General features: G+C 73.8%; 2 protein-coding genes. Both read right to left on the reverse strand.

Annotated features, from left to right (window positions below; translation table 11 throughout):
- Positions 1-150: 150 nt before the first annotated feature.
- Positions 151-774: a type VII secretion system-associated protein gene (locus ADL03_RS18900; RefSeq protein WP_197288450.1), complete on the reverse strand. Its 624-nt coding sequence runs from the start codon at positions 772-774 to the stop codon at positions 151-153.
- 83 nt (positions 775-857) lie between these two features.
- On the reverse strand, positions 858-18,020 hold the full coding sequence (locus ADL03_RS18905) for a protein-glutamine glutaminase family protein (RefSeq protein WP_053734810.1): 17,163 nt from the start codon (positions 18,018-18,020) through the stop codon (positions 858-860).
- Between the last annotated feature and the right edge of the window lie 138 nt (positions 18,021-18,158).

The raw sequence follows: 18,158 nt of genomic DNA on the forward strand, positions 1-18,158 counted from the left end.
GCGCACCGGGGCGCCATTCGGGGTGATTCCGGTCTGCACGTCCGCACCATGATCGATGTACGTTCGGACACGACGTCCGCGTCACAACGGTGGATGAGCACGTGCCGCGTTACTCTTTTCCGGTGAATTTCTCCGGGGCCGGGGAAACTCTCACCCGCCGTTCTCCGGCTCCCACCGCACCACCCTGAGCTCCGCCGCACGCCGCCCGCGCGCGTGCAGGTCGGCCACCTCGTCGCCGGCCATCACCAGCGTCTCGCGCAGGAAGTCACCGGTGAGCCGCAGCGCGGCGGGACCACCGGGGTTGAACAGCACGTCGACGCCGTCCGCGAGCAGCACCACGAGGTCGTCGAGGTCGATGCGCCGCCACTGCGGTGAGCTGACCCGCCTGCGCTGCGCCTCGCCGGTCGCCACGACGACGCACGGGACGTCGTCCGGCGACAGGGTGACCAGCGGCCGGCCGTCCCCGTTCACGGCGATGTCGAAGAGGCTGTCGCGGAGCATCAGCCTGAGCTGCTCCGTCTCCGCCCTGCCCTGCGACACCAGCCGGAACACCGCGTCCAGCGGGTCCGACGGCGCCCCGCTGTCCGCGGGCACGTGGTCCGGGTTGGGCCGGAACTTGCCGACCCCTCCGTCGTCCGCCAGGGGCCAGACCCCGACGACCGCCTCCAGCGGCGGGGGCTCGTTCTCGTGCCGGGGACTCCACGCGGGGTCCATCAGCAGGAACCAGTTGCCCAGCGCGCTGTGCTCCGGCCGGCCGGCGGTCGAGTCGGTCATGGTGACCATCCTCGCCGCTCATGCGGTCCGTCCGCCGATCACGAACCGCACGGGCAGGTGTTGCCGGTGAATCGGGCATCCGCTCACGGCCCGTGGTCACGCGAGGTCGCGGAGTGTGCGGCGAGCGGGCCGAACACCTCGTCGAGTGCCGCCACCACCGCCTCGGACGCGCCCGCGTCCGGCACGAGCCGCAGTGCCTCCTCGCCCAGCTCGTGCCGGCTCAGCTCGACCGCCACGGTGGTCTCCGCCGAGCGCGCGGAGGCCGAGGCGTGCCCGGTGATCCGCACCTCGACCTGCTCCGGCCGCACCACCAGCCCCAGCCGGGCCAGCTTCGCGCTTTCGGCGGCCAGCTCGGCGGTGAACAGGGCGGCGACCGCTTCGGCCCGAGCGCGCCCGAGCCGCAGTCCCAGCACCGAGCCCGGCAGCGCCCCGCCGAACCCGGTGATCGTCACCTTCGGCAGGGGCACGCCTTTCACCGTCCGCCACGCCGCAGCCCTGGCGACCTTGCGAGCGGCGGCGCGCACCGCCCGTTTCCGCGCGGGGAGCAGCGTGCGGTCACCGGGTGCGAACCGCAGGCCGACCTCCTCGATGGCGTTCGTCGCGAGGTCGGCGAGGGGCACCTCCGGCAGCGGGACCCCGTCGACCGGCCCGACCTCGCCGAACGCCCCGCCGTCCTGCACGCCGCGCGTGGCCAGGTGGCGGTACACGTCCACGGTTCGCTTCGCCGCCAGCACGGTGACGCCGGTGCCCCTGAGCTCCTGCCACCTCGTCCTGAACCGCTCCGCCTGCGTCGGCCCCCGTCCCCACCGCGACGGTGCGCCGTCGATCTGGCACTGCAGCAGGGTCACCTGCGCCGACGGGGCGGGCGCGGCACGCCTGAACACCTCGGTCGCCGCGACGAGGCCGGCGAAGACGTCACCGCTCACCTCCACCACGTCGCCGATCTCCAGCGGGCGGTCGGTCCGGCGTGCGGCCCGGAACCCGCGCGGAGTTCCGTGCCCGTCGAGCTCCCAGGCCGGGCCCGTGGTCGCGGCCCAGGGGGTCACGTGGGGGACCTGGCGGTGGGCAATGGTGCCGTCGGCGTTCCGCACCGGCATCGAGCGGAAGTAGTACCCCCGTCGTTCGGGGACGTCGATCCGGGCCTGCGTGGCCATGTCGTAGGAGTCGAGCTCGTCGAGCGGGAAGAACTGCCCGAACTCACCCAGCACCTCGTTGGCCATGACGCGGGTGACGAGGTCGCCTGCCCCCGGTGGCGGTGGCGGGAAGGAGGCGAATCCGGCTGGCCCCAGCACGAGGTCGCCGTCCTCCGACAGCGAGACCGTGCCGGACGAGACGTGCACCCACCGGGCGATGCCGCCCTCGGCCAGGGAACGCCCGAACTCGGCCGACGGGGACGACGCGCCGCCGAGCACCACGAGCACGACGTGGCGTCCCCCCGCCCCGCCCGGCGCCCTGCCGAGCGCGGCGCGCACCTCCCGGTCGGCGCGCAGCACCTTCCCCAGCGCCGCGTCGGACAGGTGCTGCACCACGCCGTCCCGTCGCACCGCCCGGTACCCGCCCCGGTCGGCCGCGCTCACGAACACGAACAGCGGCAGGTCGTCCCCGCCACTCCACGGCGACCTGCCGTTCCTGGTGCCGAACCTGCCCCGCACCCGGACGTGCCGCAGCGCCGTGGCGGTGGCCGCATCCGCCCAGGCCCGCACCCGTTCCCGCTGCGCCGCGTCCGCACCGGACCACACGTGCACGGCGACGGACCGTCCGTCACGGTTGCGGAGGAAGTCGGTGTGCAGGTCACCGGCCCTCAGCCGGGACACCTCGACGAACTCGGCACCGCCCGCGATCGTCCCGTCCGCCACCACCCTCGGAGCGCCCTTCGCGGCGTAGACGTCGTGGAAGAACCCGTGGGCGCGCATGGCACCCGCGAAGTCGAAGCCGAAGCCGCCGAAGTTGTCGCGCGCGCCCGCGTCACGGCCGAGCAGGACGACCGGACGCCACGGGTCGGCGCGCAACGCCGCCACGAACCCCGGGTCCCCGAGGAGCATGCGGAAGAACCGGGCGCCGTCGAGTTCCAGCGCGGACCCCGACCGCAGGTCGACTCGGGCGTAGGCCCCGTCCCTCACGTCGCTCGACACGAGGAGTGGCCGCCTCGGTGCCCACGGGTGGCCGCCCTGGTCCGCGTGCTCGGCCGCGACGGCGAACTCGTTCAGCACGGCGGTCTCGCTCAGCGGATCACGCCCACCGCCCCGCGTCGGGAAGCCCAGCACCGGACCGCGCGCGACGTGCACGACGTCCGAGGTCCGCGGCACACCTGTCTCGGTGAACCTCGCGTTCTCGGACACGGCCAGCATGGCGCGTTCGTAGAAGCCGATCCGGCCGGCGTGGTCGAAGCTGTGGAACGGACCCGCGAGGTCGCGCAGCCGCCGCAGCAGCAGGGCGTTGTCCCGCTCCACGCCCGCGGCGGTGGTCAAGGTGTGGGTGAACAGGAGCAGCGTGGGGCGCACCGGCCCGTCGGTCAGCTCGGCGAACAACGACGAGCCCGCGAGCAGGGGCGCCAGCTCCTCCGGGGTGTGCACCGAGGTGGCGCCGTCGGAGAGGCGCCCGGTGAACCCGCCGTCCGCCCTGGTCAGCAGCACGGGCGCGGGCCGGGTCCGTGATCCGCTCGTGGCAGCGGCCCACCGAGCGGCGGTGGGGCGGGGGCGCTGCCCGTCGGCCACCTCGACCACCGTGCGCAGAGCCTCGTCGTTGGCCAGCCGCGACGTGGGTGCGCTCTCGTCCCACTCGGGCAGGACGTCGCCAAGCCCCATGCCGAAGAGCTCGCCGTTCGCCCGGTACAGCGGCTTCCACTCCAGGTCGTCCGGCCGCACGGCGGACACCCGCGTGAACCCCAGGTCGCGCGCCTCGATCTCGCGGACCGGCACCGCCGCCCGGTGCACGGCCGCCTCGACCCGCCGGTACGGCCCGTCCCCGCGCAGCGCCTCGGCGAACCTGCGCGCCGCGTGCAGTGCCGCCCGTGGGTCGGCCGGGTCGAAGGCGACCAGCCGGACGGGCCCCGGCAACTGGCTGGCCCGCGCGTAGCGCTGGAAAGCCGCCGTGTCGCGCACGTGCGCGGCGAGCCGTTCCCCGTCCAGCAACTCACCACCGACGACGAACCTGCCGTCGCGCATGGTGGCGAAGACGTAGAACGGGTTCTTGTGCGCCCACGGTGACGTGAATCCGCGGTGCAGCCGTTCCCACCGCTCCTCCTGCTCCGCGCCTGCGACGAAGCTGACACCGCCGGCGCTCGACGACGACGCGGCGTGCTCGGTGACCACGGGCCGCGCGGACGTCACGTCCACCGGACCACCGCCGGTGGCGCCGAAGTCCATCCCCGGCCCGATTCCCAGCCCGATCCCCAGCCCGCCCACGGAGGTTTCCGAGACCGCGTCCGAGACCAGGCCGGGCTGGCCGACCACTCCGAGCCCAGCCGCCATCGGGGTGGAAGGCCGCCGGTCACCACGGTCTCGGTTCGTCACCGGACCTTCCGCCGCCCAGGCCGGGAACGCGGCGGGGCCGGAGCGGAGGCTTCGGCCTGTCGGCAGGGCGCGGGGCGAGCGTGCCGATGGCGTCCGGCTGGAGGGGAAGAACCACCCCGCCGGGCCCCCCGCGGCCCGCGGCACCGGCACCCGCCGGACACCGGGGTGCGTCATGGAGCTTTCCTCGTCGGAACCGTCGGAGCCGTCCGAGTCGGCCGCCGGTTCGCCCCAGGGCAGCAGCGACTGCGAGACCTTCGCCTCCCAGTCCGACGCCCAGTCGATGAGCTCCGCCGCCGTCAGCACCGACGGATGACTCCTCATCGGGTCGTTCAGCACGAACACCCGGCGTCCGTCCACCACACCCGCCTGCAGGTGGACCGCGTGATCCGGTGTCATGACCACGTGACCGGCCGACGAAGCGAGCCGGCTCCAGAACTCCGCCCGCTGTCCGGGAGCGGCCAGGTTCGCCGCCAACGGCACACCCGAGGTCGTCGCCGGTTCCGCGCCGAAACGGGTGGCGTCCGGTTCCAGTGCGAGCGAGGACTGGAACTTGGCCGCGTACCGGGGCAACTTGACATCGGCGAGCCGGCGATGGCCTCGATCCACCAGTGCCGGTGCGGCCAGCAGCGCGCTGGTCCACCAGTGCCCCTCGACGACCTTCCTCGTCAGGACCGGCACGACCTCGTGGCCCAGGTCGGCCGCGGCGAGCTTCTGCATGGTCCTGCCCCAGCGCGCCGTCAGCGAGCGCCACTCGCGGCGGACATCCAGATCGCCCTGGTCGGCGGCCACCAGGTCCAGGGCCCGGCGCTCGATCGCGTCGAACTCGGATCGCGACGCTGCGACCCGTCCGCGCGCCATCTCCTCCAGAGAACGGCCGAACGGGCGGTCCGCGGCCGACCGGACCTCTGCGGCGGTCCTGCCGGTGAGCCACTCCACGGAGTCCGCGGCGGAACGGCCGAGGTGCAGCAGTGCGGAGATGCCGGGAACGCGGGTGCGCAGGGCCGTGTTCACCGCGGCTGCGACACACGTCGTGATGAAGTGCTGCTCCTCGTGGCCCGCACCCGCGAAGAGCGACTCGGTCAGCGCGGAGGGGTTGTCGCGCAACGCGGCGAACAGCGGAGAAGCGACGACCGCGGTCCTGGCTCCCACGCTGAGGTTCACGAGTCCGAGCGTGGCGAGGCGGACCGGCAACGCCGTTCCCGCCCGCAGGTGGATCCCCCGCAGCGACGACCTCACGGCGGTGAAGGGGTTCGCGCCGCGGGACACCACCTGGGTGAGGTCGTCCAGCACGGCGGTCAACCGGTCCGAGGTGATCGGCCTGATCTCCCTGCGGTCGGTGACGTGGCCGCGGTCGGTGAGCCCGGGCCGGAGCGGAACCTCCCGCGTCGGCACCAGCGACGCGGCGAGCAACGCCTCGGTGACGAACGCGCGGACCTGGTCCAGCACAGCGGGCTCGTCCAGGACGGCCAGCGCGTCGTCCAGCGAGACGAGTCGCTCACGGGTGCCGGGCGGCAGTGCCAGGTGTTCCAGCCTCCCGCCGGCCGCGAGCGCGGAGTACTCGGCGGTCACGGCACGCACCTCGGCCCGCGGCACCCGCAGCGTGGTCAGGCCGTGTGCGGCCCGGTCGTACTCGCCCTCGGTCCGCTGTTGTGCGGTCCGCGGGTCGTCGTAGCCGATCTCGACGGTGGCCTGCCGCATCTCCTCCGCGGGAACGCCGCTGCCGGGCGCTCCGACCTCGGTCACGAGGCGGACCTCGACAGCGGCGGCGGAGGCCCGCGCGTCCTCTCCGCGCAGGACGACGAGTTCGCGCTCCACCGCCGCGACGAACTCGGTCCGCACGAGTTCCGCCCGCGCTCGTGCCGCCGAGGTGGGCACAGGCAGGCCGAAGGGTCCCGACCGGCCGTTGCCACGGCCCGTGATCGTCGCCGTGGGAAGTGCCAGGCCGTGCTCCGCGCGGAGCAGCGCCGCTCGGGCGACCTGGCGTGCGACCGCTCGCACCCCGGCGAGGTCGTCCGCCGACGCGGTGCGCGTCCCCTCGTCGAACCGCACGGACGCCGGAGACGGCGGCTGCGCGCCTCCCAGCACGACGACGGTGAGCTCGCCCTCCGGCCGCTGTTCGTGGAAGGACTCCCCCGGCCTCCTGCTGTACATGCGGAAGTGCCAGCGCGGCGCCCCCGGCGAGCCGCCCAGCTCCGCCGCCATCGCCTGCCACGCGGTCCGGCGGGCAGCGGTCCCGGCGGCGTCGTACCCCGTCGGCTCGATGGCGGCGAGAGCACGGGACAGGGCGAGCTCGCGGTGCAGCCGCTCGGCTTCCACGTCGTCGCGTGCCTGCTCCAGCCGGACGGCGAGGTCAGCGGAGAGCTGGTCGAGACGACCGCCGTGGGCGTCCAGGTTCCGGGAGATCGCGTCGCGGACAGCCGCGTCGAGCTCTCCCCCACGCACGTGGTTCTCCAGGGTGATCTGGCTCTGGCCGTCCGCGCTCTCGGCGACGACCACGGCGAAGTGGTGGCCGAGGTCCCGGCTGTCCGCGTGGCCGTTCGCGACGTGCCCAGGACTGCCGTCGCCGGGCACGGTCACGCTGACGTAAGCCTGTCCGGGCCGCGCCCACGCGTACCGGTTCACGCCCACCCTGCGCGCGAGGTCGTCCATCCGCCCGGCCGGCTCCGGCGCGTGACCGGTGAGCCCCGGTGCCGCGGCATAGCGGCGGCCCGGCAACGGACCTCCGGCAACACCGCCGGTCGGCCGCGGACCGCGGCCGACGAACGACGCCGCCGTCCGTCCGTCCACATCGGACACCTCACCGGACTCCGCGCTCACCGCGAGCCCGTCCGCCAGGTGCAGCAGTCCGGTGATCTCCAGACCGTCGCCGGCGTTGACCGGCGCCGTCGTCGTGGTGCCGTCCGCTCCGGTGAAGAGCACCGTGTCGAAGCCGGCGCCGTGGACCACTCCCGCGAAGTCACGGCTGACGTCGACGGTGTCCGGCGGAACGAGCGGAACGACGCGGTGCAGGACCTGTTCGCGGCCGGGACCGCCCAGCGCGAGCGTCGTGGCCGAGACGTCCAGCGTCACGCCACTGCCGAGTCCGCGCAGCACCTCCCGGGCGCGGTCGAGCACGTCGGTGGTGGCGAAGAACTCGCGAGCGTGGTCGACCTCGGCGAAGCGCCCGGACGACCGCACGCCGTTGATCGCGAGGGTGCGGTCTCCCGCCACCCGCAGGACCGGTGGCTCGGACAGGGGACCGTTCCTCGACGTGACGAGGTGGGAGCCGGACGGTTCCGGTGACGCGCCGTCCAGGCCGGGCCGAACTGCCTGGACGCTGCCGCCCCCGTCCGGCCGGCGGCCGACGACATGGCCGGTCGTGCGCACACCGTCCGGTCCGACGCGGTGGAACGTGCCGGAGTCCAGCACCCTCACCGTGCCGTCGTCGCGGACCTCCACCCGTGTGTCGGCGCCGATCACACCGCCGCGGAAACCGTTGCCGCGCAACAGCTCGGCGATCCGGCCCAGGCCGTCACCCAGCGCGGGGTCCGCGATCCGGCAGCTGAGCAGCACCAGGTCGGACGACCGGCTCAGCCCGGTGCCGTGCAGCAGCTCGACGGCGGCCAGCAGCCTCGTCACGCCGGCCTCGTCGACGCGCACCTCCGGACCGTCCTGGCGCCGCCTCAGCGAGAAACCCGGTCCGCCGCGGTGCAGCACGACCGAGAACGTGCCGGGACGCCCCGCGCCCCGCAGGAAAGCCCGCCGCACGACGGCGTCCGTCTTCTCCCCCGGTCCGGGGAAGAAGACACCCCTCACCGCACCGTCTCCGCCGACCAGCACCGTGTGGTCCACTTCGGACAGACCAGGTGTGCCGGTGGCGGCGGGGTCCGCGGCGGTGTCCAGGACGAGACCGGCCACCGGCCGGAGGTGGGCGGGTCCCGCGTCGAGTGAGGTGCGGGCGGGTGCCGCCGAGCCGTCCCCGCCGAGCGAGGTGCGGGCGGGTGCCGCCGGACCGTCCCCGCCGAGCGAGGCGGTGGGCGAGGCCGGGTCGTCCTCGTCCGGCGCCAGTTCCCGCACCAGCGGCGCGCGCAGGCCGGCCTGCGCGGCATCCGCCGTGTTCCGCTCCACCGGGACCGTCAGGCCGAGTACCTCCGCGCCCTGTTCGTCCACGCGGAACCAGACCTCGCCGGGGAACACCGGCCACGTCTGCCGCGTGCCGTCGCGGGCCTCCACCTCCACCGTCACCGCCAGCTTCGCCCTGACGGGGTGGGCGGCGCGCCGGCCCGTGCCGACGACCTCGGCCGCACCACCGGTCTCGGACTGGCGCTCGCTCTCGGTCTTCGCCTCCACTGCGGCTTCCCCGAGGAAGTGCGCGGCGAGGCCGCTGAGGAGCGATCCGCGCACCGCGGCGCCACGGGTTACGGTCCGCAGTGCGCGTGTGCTCGTCGTGGTCGTGGTCTCCACCTCCCCGCCGGGGATCCGCGCGAACAGCTCGCGGTCGAGGAGATCGGCCTTGAACGTCACCGAGGTGATCTCGCCCCCGATGTCGAGCCGGTGTCCTTCGGGCGTGAGCATCTCGGGGAGATGGGGTGCCAGCTGGTCCACGTCGGAGCCCATCAGCAGCTGCGCGGCCCTGCGGGCGTTCAGGTCGTGGAAGGCGAGCTCGCGCAACCGGGCGAAGAGCTCGGGCGCGGTGAAGGGCCACGCCTGGAGGTTCGCGTCCGCGGGCACACCGGACCGGCCCTCCCGGTCCCACAGCTCCCGCAGCGACCCGGTGGCCGACGACAGGACGTCGAGGTCCGCCAGGAACGTCGGCGAGCTCAGCCGCACGGCGTCCGGCAGCGCGAAGGAGTCGGCGTGGTGCACGCCTTGGACGCGTTCGTTCCGCAACCCCGGCAGGTGCCTGACGTAGTCGCCGTCGCGTTTCCACGGCACGATCGTCACGGTCACGCGCAGCGGGTTGCTGCTGCGCTCGGCGGGGCCTTCCCAGGTGAAGACGGCCGACCGTTCCGCCGTCGCGGCCGGGACGGGTCTGCCCGTGCGGTGTGCCGTGGCCGCGGCCTGGGGTTTCACCAGGTCGTTGACCACACCGGAGAGCGCGGTGCCCGCCTGCTCCGCCACGAGCTGTCCGGCCGTGCCCGGCAACGACAGCTTCGGCACGGTGATGTCCGCGCCCACACCGAGGTTGACACCGGCGGTCACCTCCGACACGGCACCGGCCGCCACCTCACTCCTCGTCACGACCTCGGTGCTGGAGCGGTGACCGGGCCTGCGGTCGAGCGGGGTGCCGTCACCGACCTCGAAGTCCACGACGAGCAGCAGCTGGAGCTTGCCGTTGCCGTGGGCGCGTTCGCCGAAGAGCACGAGCCCGCTGCGCGGACCGTCGCGGCGCTGGGCCGCCACCGCGAACTTCGGCAGCATCTCCTCGAAGAGCAGGCGGTAGGAGCCGATGGTCTCCTCACCGGCGCTCGCGGGCACCTTCGTGGTGATCCACTGCCGGAAGGCCGCGCCGACGTGGTCGGTGAGCGCCGCCAACGTCCGCGGTGACATCGGGTCGTGGTCCACCAGGCCGGGGTGCACGCCCTGGTGCCACCGGTCGTGCTGCGGCGGCGTCACGACCACCGCAGGCGCGGAACCGGACACGGCGGCGCGGTAGGCGGCGCCGTCCTCCGGCTCCAGGTTGGTCTCGACGTCGTGCTCGCTGAGCCCCGGCACGCCCGGCAGCTGGCTCGCCGGTACCCAGGCGGTGAGCGCGTTCGCGGTCCACTTCTCCCGCGTGCGCCTGGTCGCCGGGCCGACGTGCGTCCCGCCCAGCGGACCGGTCCGCTCCGCGTGGACCGACGTGTCCAGCGTGTGCTTCACCTGGAAGCGCACCAGGTAGCCGCGTTCCTCCCAGGTCACCGTCTGCGTCCTGGCCACCGTGCCGGCGTCGGCGTCGCGGTGGCCGCGGGTGTACGCCGCCGACACGTCCTGGTTGGTCTTCACGATCCCGGCGACGGGCACCGACGTGCGTGCGGCCAGCGCCGCCTGCCACGTCCGCTCCCCGGCACGGGGCACGCTGACCTCGGTGTGCGCCTTCCTGGTGAACGTGTGCCCGGGATCCACCTCCACGACGACGGGGTTGTAGTACTCCGCCCCCAGCTTCGCCCACCCGACCAGCGCCTCGCTGCCGGGCATCAGGACGCTGCCGGAGTTGGCGCTCTCGACGTGGAGGACGTCGGCGCCGCGGGCGGTGAGCTCGACGTTGTCCTGACGCCGCCGCCTGCTCGCCCAGTCCTCCAGGGCGTCGCGGGACACCGCGTGGTCGTCCTCGTCCTGCGTCTGACCACCCAGCCGGGCGGGGACCGGGCCCCGCACGACCCACTTGACCGCGGCGACGGCCCTGTCGCGGAAGCCTCCGGCGACGCCGCCGCCGAGCGACAGCATGTCCTTGACGACCATCGCCAGCAGCCGTTCGGGAGGCATCGCCTCGACCTCGACGTCGGGCGGCAGCGCCGAGCTCCGCAGGCCCTTGGGCACGACCTCGCCGACGACGCGCCAGTGCTCGTCGACCGCCGGTGCCGGAGACGGGTCGGGGGTCACACCCGCACCCGGTCGTTCGGGAGCGACCACCTCGAAGCGCACGCCGGCCAGGTCCGGGAACCGCACGGTGCTGTCCCGCTCGCCGCGGGCGTCACCGAGCCACGCGGTCAACCGGCCGCTGAACTCGAAGTTGTGCGAGGTGCCCGCTCCGGACCAGCTGTGCTCGACGCTGATCGTCTGGCGGATGTCGTTCGCGCGCTCCACACCGCGGGTGAGGCCCGCGTCCGCGCCGACCTTGACCGGCCCCGTGTCGACGTCCGCGGTGACGCGGAAGCCGTGCGTGCGCCTGCGCGACGACGGCAGGGTCCCGGTGCGGCCGGACGAGGACCGGTCGCTGAGCTCGCGCCACGGCAGGGGCTTCACGTAGTGGCCGCTGCCGCTCTCGGGAACCAGGGACAGGAAGAGGCTGCGCCCGCCCGGCCGCACGGTGAACCGGTGCGCCTCGCCGCCGTTGACGAGCTCGGAGAGGTTGTTCTGCAGGAACGCCGTGAGGTCCTGTGCGACGAGGGCGATGTTCTCGGCGGAGACGACGTCCTGGGCGGCGAGCGCGTGCACGATCGCCCCGACGACCGGCGCCACCTCGTCGTCCCGCAGCACGTACTGCGCGTGGACGTGGTGCAGTGCCTCGTCGGGGTGCATGCCGGACGGCGGACGCGGATCGCCGCCCGTCACCTCCCGGAGGCTGGACGGCTTCGAGTCCATGGCGCCCGGTGGGGCCGCCAGCAGCCAGACGGCGCCCGGCACGCCTCCCACCCTGAGCTCGCGGCCGACCTCGCCGGTCCAGAAGAGCAGCCTCGTGCTCAGCTCGAACCTCGACAGCTCGCCGACGTCGGCGTGGACGCTCTGCCGGCTGAACCGGCGCTCGTCACCGACCGAGTCCACCGCCTGCCTGAGGAAGGTCACCTCGGCGCCGAGCCCGACACCGAGCACCTCGGCGAGGTTCTGCCCGGTCGACACCTTGACGGTGACACCGTGTTCGCGGGTTTTGCCGTGCGTCGTGCTGTGTTCGTTGCTGACCGTCCGGCGGTGGGTGATCCGGGTGGTGCCGTCCTTGTAGCGCAGCACCGCACCCGGCACCTGCTGCAGGTTCACGACGACCTTCGCGTCGCGCCGGCCCCCGCGGGCGAGCTTGAACACGCCGTGGACGTTCTGCCCGAAGACGAGCATCGCGCGCGTGGTCCTGCCGTCGAACGACCTGAGCCACTCCCGCATCCTGATGACCTCGGGGTGGTCGGTGGCCAGCCCGTAGTGCCGGCGGACCAGTTCGGCGACGTCCCGCGGGTCTTCCCCGCCCATCTCGTCGTCCGGGCCGATGAGCCCCGACTCGAACCCGGCGAGCTTGATCATGGCGTCCAGCCGGCGACGCCGTTCGACCAGGACCGCCGCCTGGTCCTTGGCGGAGACCGCGGCGTTCAGGCGGGGCAGCTGGATCGCCCTGGACAGCGAGGCCTGCTGTGCCGCCCGCTGCCGGCGGTGCACCGAGCGCGGCCAGTCCAGTGTCATCGGGACCTCGACGGTCACCGGTGCGGGCTGTGGGGAGAGGTCGGCGGACCGCACCCCGAGGCTGAACCGGCGCGGCTTCGGGTCCACGCCCACCAGGAACCGCACGCGGTGACCGGACCTCCGCACCGGCCGTTGCGACACGACCTCGCTGGAGAGGTCCTCCTCGTGGTTCGTGAGCTGGGACGTCGACGACTTGGGCGTGAGGCCGTGGACCTCGACGCTGCCCGACACGGGCACCGGGCCCAGCGCGGGAACGGTGAACGCCAGGGCGGCCCCGGACCGCTGCTGTTCCTGGGCCGCCCGCCGGATGTCCTGCCGAGAACCGTAGGTCCGCACGACCGAGGCATAGGTGTCGACCGGGTCGGCCGCGTCGCCGTAGGCGTCCACCCGCACCCAGTAGGAGGTCCCGTCGACCTGCTCGCGCAGCTCTCCCCCCGGCCGCGCCGCCAGCTCCCGCAACCGGTCGTCGGAGAACGCGGTGCCGACCCACTCCGCGCCGGGCGTCCCGGCCAGGTCGGTGACGGCCTGCCGGACGCCCACCCAGTCCGGATCGCCGAAGACCACGGGTCCCACGGGCCGGGAACGGCGCCTGGAGACGACGAGCGGGTGCTCTTCCTCCCTGCGCTCCGTCCCGGGCGATCCCGGCGCTCGCGGGACGACGGTGTGCGGCGGCAGGTCGGCCACGTGGCCGTCGGGGAACACCGTGACGTGGTCGTCCAGCGGCACGTCGCCGATGAACAGGTCCAGCACCTCGGTGAACCGCCGCGGCATGCGCAGGCCGTCCGCGGGCACCGCGTCGGGGCTCCACCGCCCCATCAACGTTCCGCTGACGTCGAGCCCGCCGCCCTGGACCGTGGACTCGTCGACGAGGCCCAGCATGTGGCCGAACTCGTGCGCGCTGTGCTCCCGCGACTGACCGGGGTGCCAGTTCGTCTGGTCGATCAGGCGGCCGGGGTCCATCGACACCACGTGGTGCACCACGGACGTCCCGTCCGCGGGCAGGAGGCGGAACCACAACGGCTCGCCGTCCGGCCTGCGCAGCGGACCCCCGTCGCGCCCGCTGTTGAAGTAGCGGTCCACACCGGCCTGGGCGCTGCGCAGCAACGCCTCCCGCGTCGCCTCGCCGTGACGCCCCTCGGGGTCGAGTGCGACGCGGACGGTGACCTCGGTGACCGGCCCGTCCTCGGTCGCGAACCGGCGCACCTCGAACGCCGACCGCTCGACCGCCTCGTGACCGGGCAACGCACGAACCCGGCCGCGCTGCACCACGCCCGTGCGCTCCACCTCCGGCTGCGCCCCGGCCTCGTGCGTTCCGCCGGGCGTCACCGCGTCCTCGATCGCGTCGACGTGGCCGGGCAGGAGGTGGAGCAGTCGTAGCAACGGCTCGGGTTCCCGGCTGAACAGGCCGTCCACGCCGACGGGTTCCCGTTCCGCGAGGGTGGACAGGGCGCCGCACACGAGGTCGATCGACACGCCGGCACCGGAGGCGGCCGCCAGTTCGACGCGTGCGACGACATCGGCGAGTGCGCGGTCCACACGTCGTTCCGCGGCAACGACGTAGTACTCGCGCATGTCGACGATCGCGGACCGGGACCGCTCGTCAGCGTTCTCCCACGACGTGTCGTGCGGGCGGGTCAGCTCGGAGAAGCCGTACACGCGTGGCTCGGTGAGCACCAGCACCGGCACGTCGACGGGAAACCCGTCGTCCCACCTCTCCGGGAAGTCCCGCTGGTCGTCCGTCAACCGGTGGCGCACCGACTCTGCGGTGCCCTCGAACCGCCGGAACTCCTCGGCCCCCACGGCATGAGCCCAGTCGTCGACGCTCAACGGCCGCTCGGCGTCCACGGACGGGTCGAACACGACCCAATCGAGCCGGGCCGGCGTCAGCACGGCCACCGCGACGGCGACGTGGAAGTCCCACTCGACCTCGTCCGTGCCCAGCCCCGCTCCCGCGATGACGATCTTGCGCGGGTCGGCCCCCCGTTGCTGGAGCGCGACCGCCATCCGGTGGGCCCGGTAGGCACAGCCGTCGTCCGGGTAGTCGAACGGCACCCGCCGCTCACCGAAGAGGTGGTCGTCGAAGGTCAGCTCGCGCATCTGCGCGAACCACGCGTCCGCCTGCTCCCGCGACACGGGATCCGTGATCACCTCACCCAGCAGGTGGTCCACGTAGGCGGACTCGTCCGGCCGCAGCCGGCGCAGCTCGGTGGCGAGGTCCCGGCTGAACTCGTCCCAGTAGGCGTCCTCGACCGCCCTGACCGCCTCGGCGTCCCTGCCCAGACCACCCAGCAACGTCACCGCACCCTCGAAGTCGCGGCGCCGGACGCGGGCACCGACCTCGCTCGCCAGCTCCTGCACCGACGGCAGCTCGGCCGGGTCGCCGTCCGGCGGCACCGCGATGGAGCCGACCGGCCGCTCGTCGCCGGGATCGGCGGGGAACGTGGTGACCCGTCCCATGACCTGCAGCGCGCGCTCGTAGTTGGCGTCCGACAGACGTCCGTCCTCGTGCGCGGCGGACAGCGCCTGTGCCAGCTGGTAGGACCGCGCCTGCGCGTCCGGAACCGACGTGAGCCGGTGCAGTCCGATCAGCAACCGCCTGCCGTCGACGGCGGGCTGCGCCAGCGTGGCGACGACGGACCGGTGCGCGATGTCAGTGGCGCGCTCCGGTGCCATGGGCGTCTGGGCGCGCACGACCTGGCTGACGTCTTCTGGGGCCTGTCCCGGGGCCCGTGGCACCTGTGTGCCTGCGGGGAGCGGTGGGGTGACGCCTTGCGGTGCCGGGCGGCGCACCGGCTGCGTCTCGTGCGTCTCGCGGGTGTCGGCGGTGTCTTGGTCGGTCGGTGGTGCGGCGGCCGCGTCAGTCGGCGGCACGGCGGCCACGTTGACCGATGCCGGTGCCACGGCGGCTGGCGATGCTGCGGCCAGGTCGGTTGGCGCCACGGCGGCCACGTTGATCGGCGGCACGGCTGTTGCAAGGGAGCCGGGCAGCTCGTGACCGGTCATCCTTACCTCGTCGGCCACGGGCGCCGGTTCGGGCGCCGGTTGCGGCACGGGTGGCGGCCCCTGCGGTGACTCGCGGGGCGGGGTGCGTTCCGGAACGTTCGACGACGGCGTCCGCTGCCGTTCCGATCTCCGCCCCGGCGTGCCTGCGGGCGAGGGCTTGGGCGCCTCCAGCAGCTTCGCACCCGGCGGTGGTGCGGCGGTGACGTCGCGGTCGTTGCCGTGCGGGATGGCGTCGACCGGCTGCGGATCCCGCGGTTCGACGTCCGGCTCGCTCTCCGTGTCGCTGTCGACGTCCTTCCCGGACATCACGTCGAACACGGAGTCCACGTCCGAGTCCACCAAGTCGTCGGCCGCAACCAAGTCCGCTTCCCGCGCGACGGACTCCGGCGCCACGACCTCCGTCCCAGGCACTTCCGCACCGCCGGTCCACCGGCCGGAGTCAGCACCTCCCACGACGTCGTGGGCCGACGACACGGGCTGCGGGCCGTTCGTGGCCGGCGGGTGGCCCGCGGAGGGCGCCGGAGTCAGCTGCCCGGACGCCGGAGAGGCGGCGAACCCGTGCTGCGCGCGCAGCTCGGGCACCTGGCCGCCGGTGACCGGCGGTGTGGGGGCGGCCGATGACTGTGCGGGCAGGTCCTGCGACGAGGACGGGACTCCAGGCAGCGGCCCGTGCCCCTGCAACGCCTCGACCGGCGCGGGCCCAGGCTGTCCGGCGTCCGCACGCGGCACACCAGCGCCGGAACTCGACTGCCCAGAATCCACGCGCGGCACACCGGCGTCAGAACCCGGCAGGCCAGCATCCACGCGCGGCACACCGGCGTCAGGACCACGCTCACCGCCCTCCGCGCTCGGGACGTCATCGCCAGAACTCGGCTGCCCGGCATCAGCGCGCGGCACGCCGGCGTCAGGACCCGGCTCACCAGCCTCCGCACGTGGCAGGCCAGCACCAGGACCCGGCAGGCCGCCGTCAAGGTGCGGCGCGCTGGCAACAGAACCTGGGAGGCCCGCGTCGGCACGCGGCTGCGCGGGCGGCGGGACGTCCTGCTCGCCGGTGACCGGTTCCGTCTGCGACTGGTGCTGCCAGGCAGGCGACGTCTGCGGCGAAGCCGGCCCAGCCTGGGGGTCCACAGTGGACGGCCCAACCGCCGGAGGCACCACGGGCGCCGGGTGCGATACCGGCGACGGCACCACCGGGCCGGGCTGGACGTCAGCCCGGGCCCCGGTTCCAGTCCGGTCAGCCGGGTTCTCCCCGCCGCCCGGGACAGGCGCCCTGGATTCCGAGGCCTGGTGCTGTTCAACGGCGAGGTCAACACCGCCGACGCCGGGCACCGGGGAACCAGCCGTTGCCGGTGGGGGAACCTCCCGTCCAGGCTCCTGAACCTCGCCCACCGCCGGAGAGGAACCGGTGGTGGATCCGGCCTGCGGCACGTCGCCGGTTCCCCGCTCGGCGGGAACACCACCGTTGCCAACACCCGGCAAGGCATCCACCACTGCGGGAACACCGCCTCGCACCGGCACCACCCGCCCGGCGAGCGGTACGTCGCCACCACCGTTCCGCGAAGGGACGGCGTCTCCGGCAACCGTCCCACCCCGCCCGCTCCCCCGGCCTGACGGAACCTCGCCGCGGGCCGGACCACCTCCACCCGCCAGCGTCCCCGCCGAACCGGTCTCCGGTGATTTCCCACGCCCCGCAACAGGAGTTCCTCCACCCACCCCCGTTTCCACGGCCGGCGCCGTAGCGGCACCCTCCCCACCAGCGACCGGAACCCGCTCCCCTCCGGGCTCCCCGATCGCGCCCACCACAGGCATCTTCACCGCACCGCCGTTGACCACCCGGTCGATCGCGTCCCCGGCGTCGTGCGCCTTCTTCTCGACGGCACCGCTGAAGGCACCACCCACGGCACCGGCCCACAGGTCGTTCATGCCGCCACCGAGGATGCCCGCGGCGCCCGCCCCCACCACGACGTCGGCGACCGCCTCGGTCGCGCCGTGGAACGCCGCCGTGTCCTCCAGGTGCGGCTTCCACCTGCCCACGCCCAGGTGCATGCCGCCGGCGAGGCCCTCCGCCGCCCCACCGGCCACGAAGCTGATCAGGGAGCTGTTGCCGTCCCAGCTGAGCCGGTTGCCCTCGATGACCTGGGCGATCTGTGCGATCGCGTCCTGCACGACCTCCTCGACGCCGCCCTCCAGGGCCTCGGCGATCAGCCTGATGACCCAGTGCAGCCGTTGCGAGATCTGCTGCACGGCGATGCGCGCCGAGGTGATGAACGCCGGGACGAGCGGCGCGGTGAAAGGGCTCGACAGCGCCCACAGGATCGACGCGGCGAAGAAGGCGATCTCCACCATCATCGCGTAGATCGAGTGTTCGACGTTCAACGCCAGGTCGAGCAGGCTGCTCGACTGCGCTTCGGTGATCAGCGCGATCCGGGGGACCTGTCCGAGCACGTGGGTGACCTGGTCGCGGAACGCGCGCCCGGCCTGGCCACCGACGGCCTGCCCGACCGACCCGACCAGCTGCGCGACGTCGTTCGCCATGTCCAGCAGCGTCCGGCCGCTCTCCAGCCAGTTCTGCGCGAGCGCGCGCACGGCCGCCACATCGACCTTCGGTGCCTGCCCGGCCACCAGGACCCAGAGCCAGTCGAACGACGGGTCGAAGTCGAGACTCACCGGACGCCTCGGTGTGGAGTCGTGCGGGCCCGCGGCAGAGCACGACCGCGGGCCCGCACGACTCCGGTGGCGGGGTTCACGAAGTTCCTCAACAGGTGTGCGCGCTGTTCAACGACCTGCGGCGTTGCTCGCGAGATC

Origin of the sequence: Nocardia sp. NRRL S-836, assembly GCF_001279525.1 — a bacterium.
Lineage (GTDB): Bacteria > Actinomycetota > Actinomycetes > Mycobacteriales > Pseudonocardiaceae > Lentzea.

Bases quoted from the DNA above. Each gene is read 5' to 3' on its own strand.
- ADL03_RS18900 (WP_197288450.1), bottom strand. From the start codon at position 774: ATGACCGACTCGACCGCCGGCCGGCCGGAGCACAGCGCGCTGGGCAAC.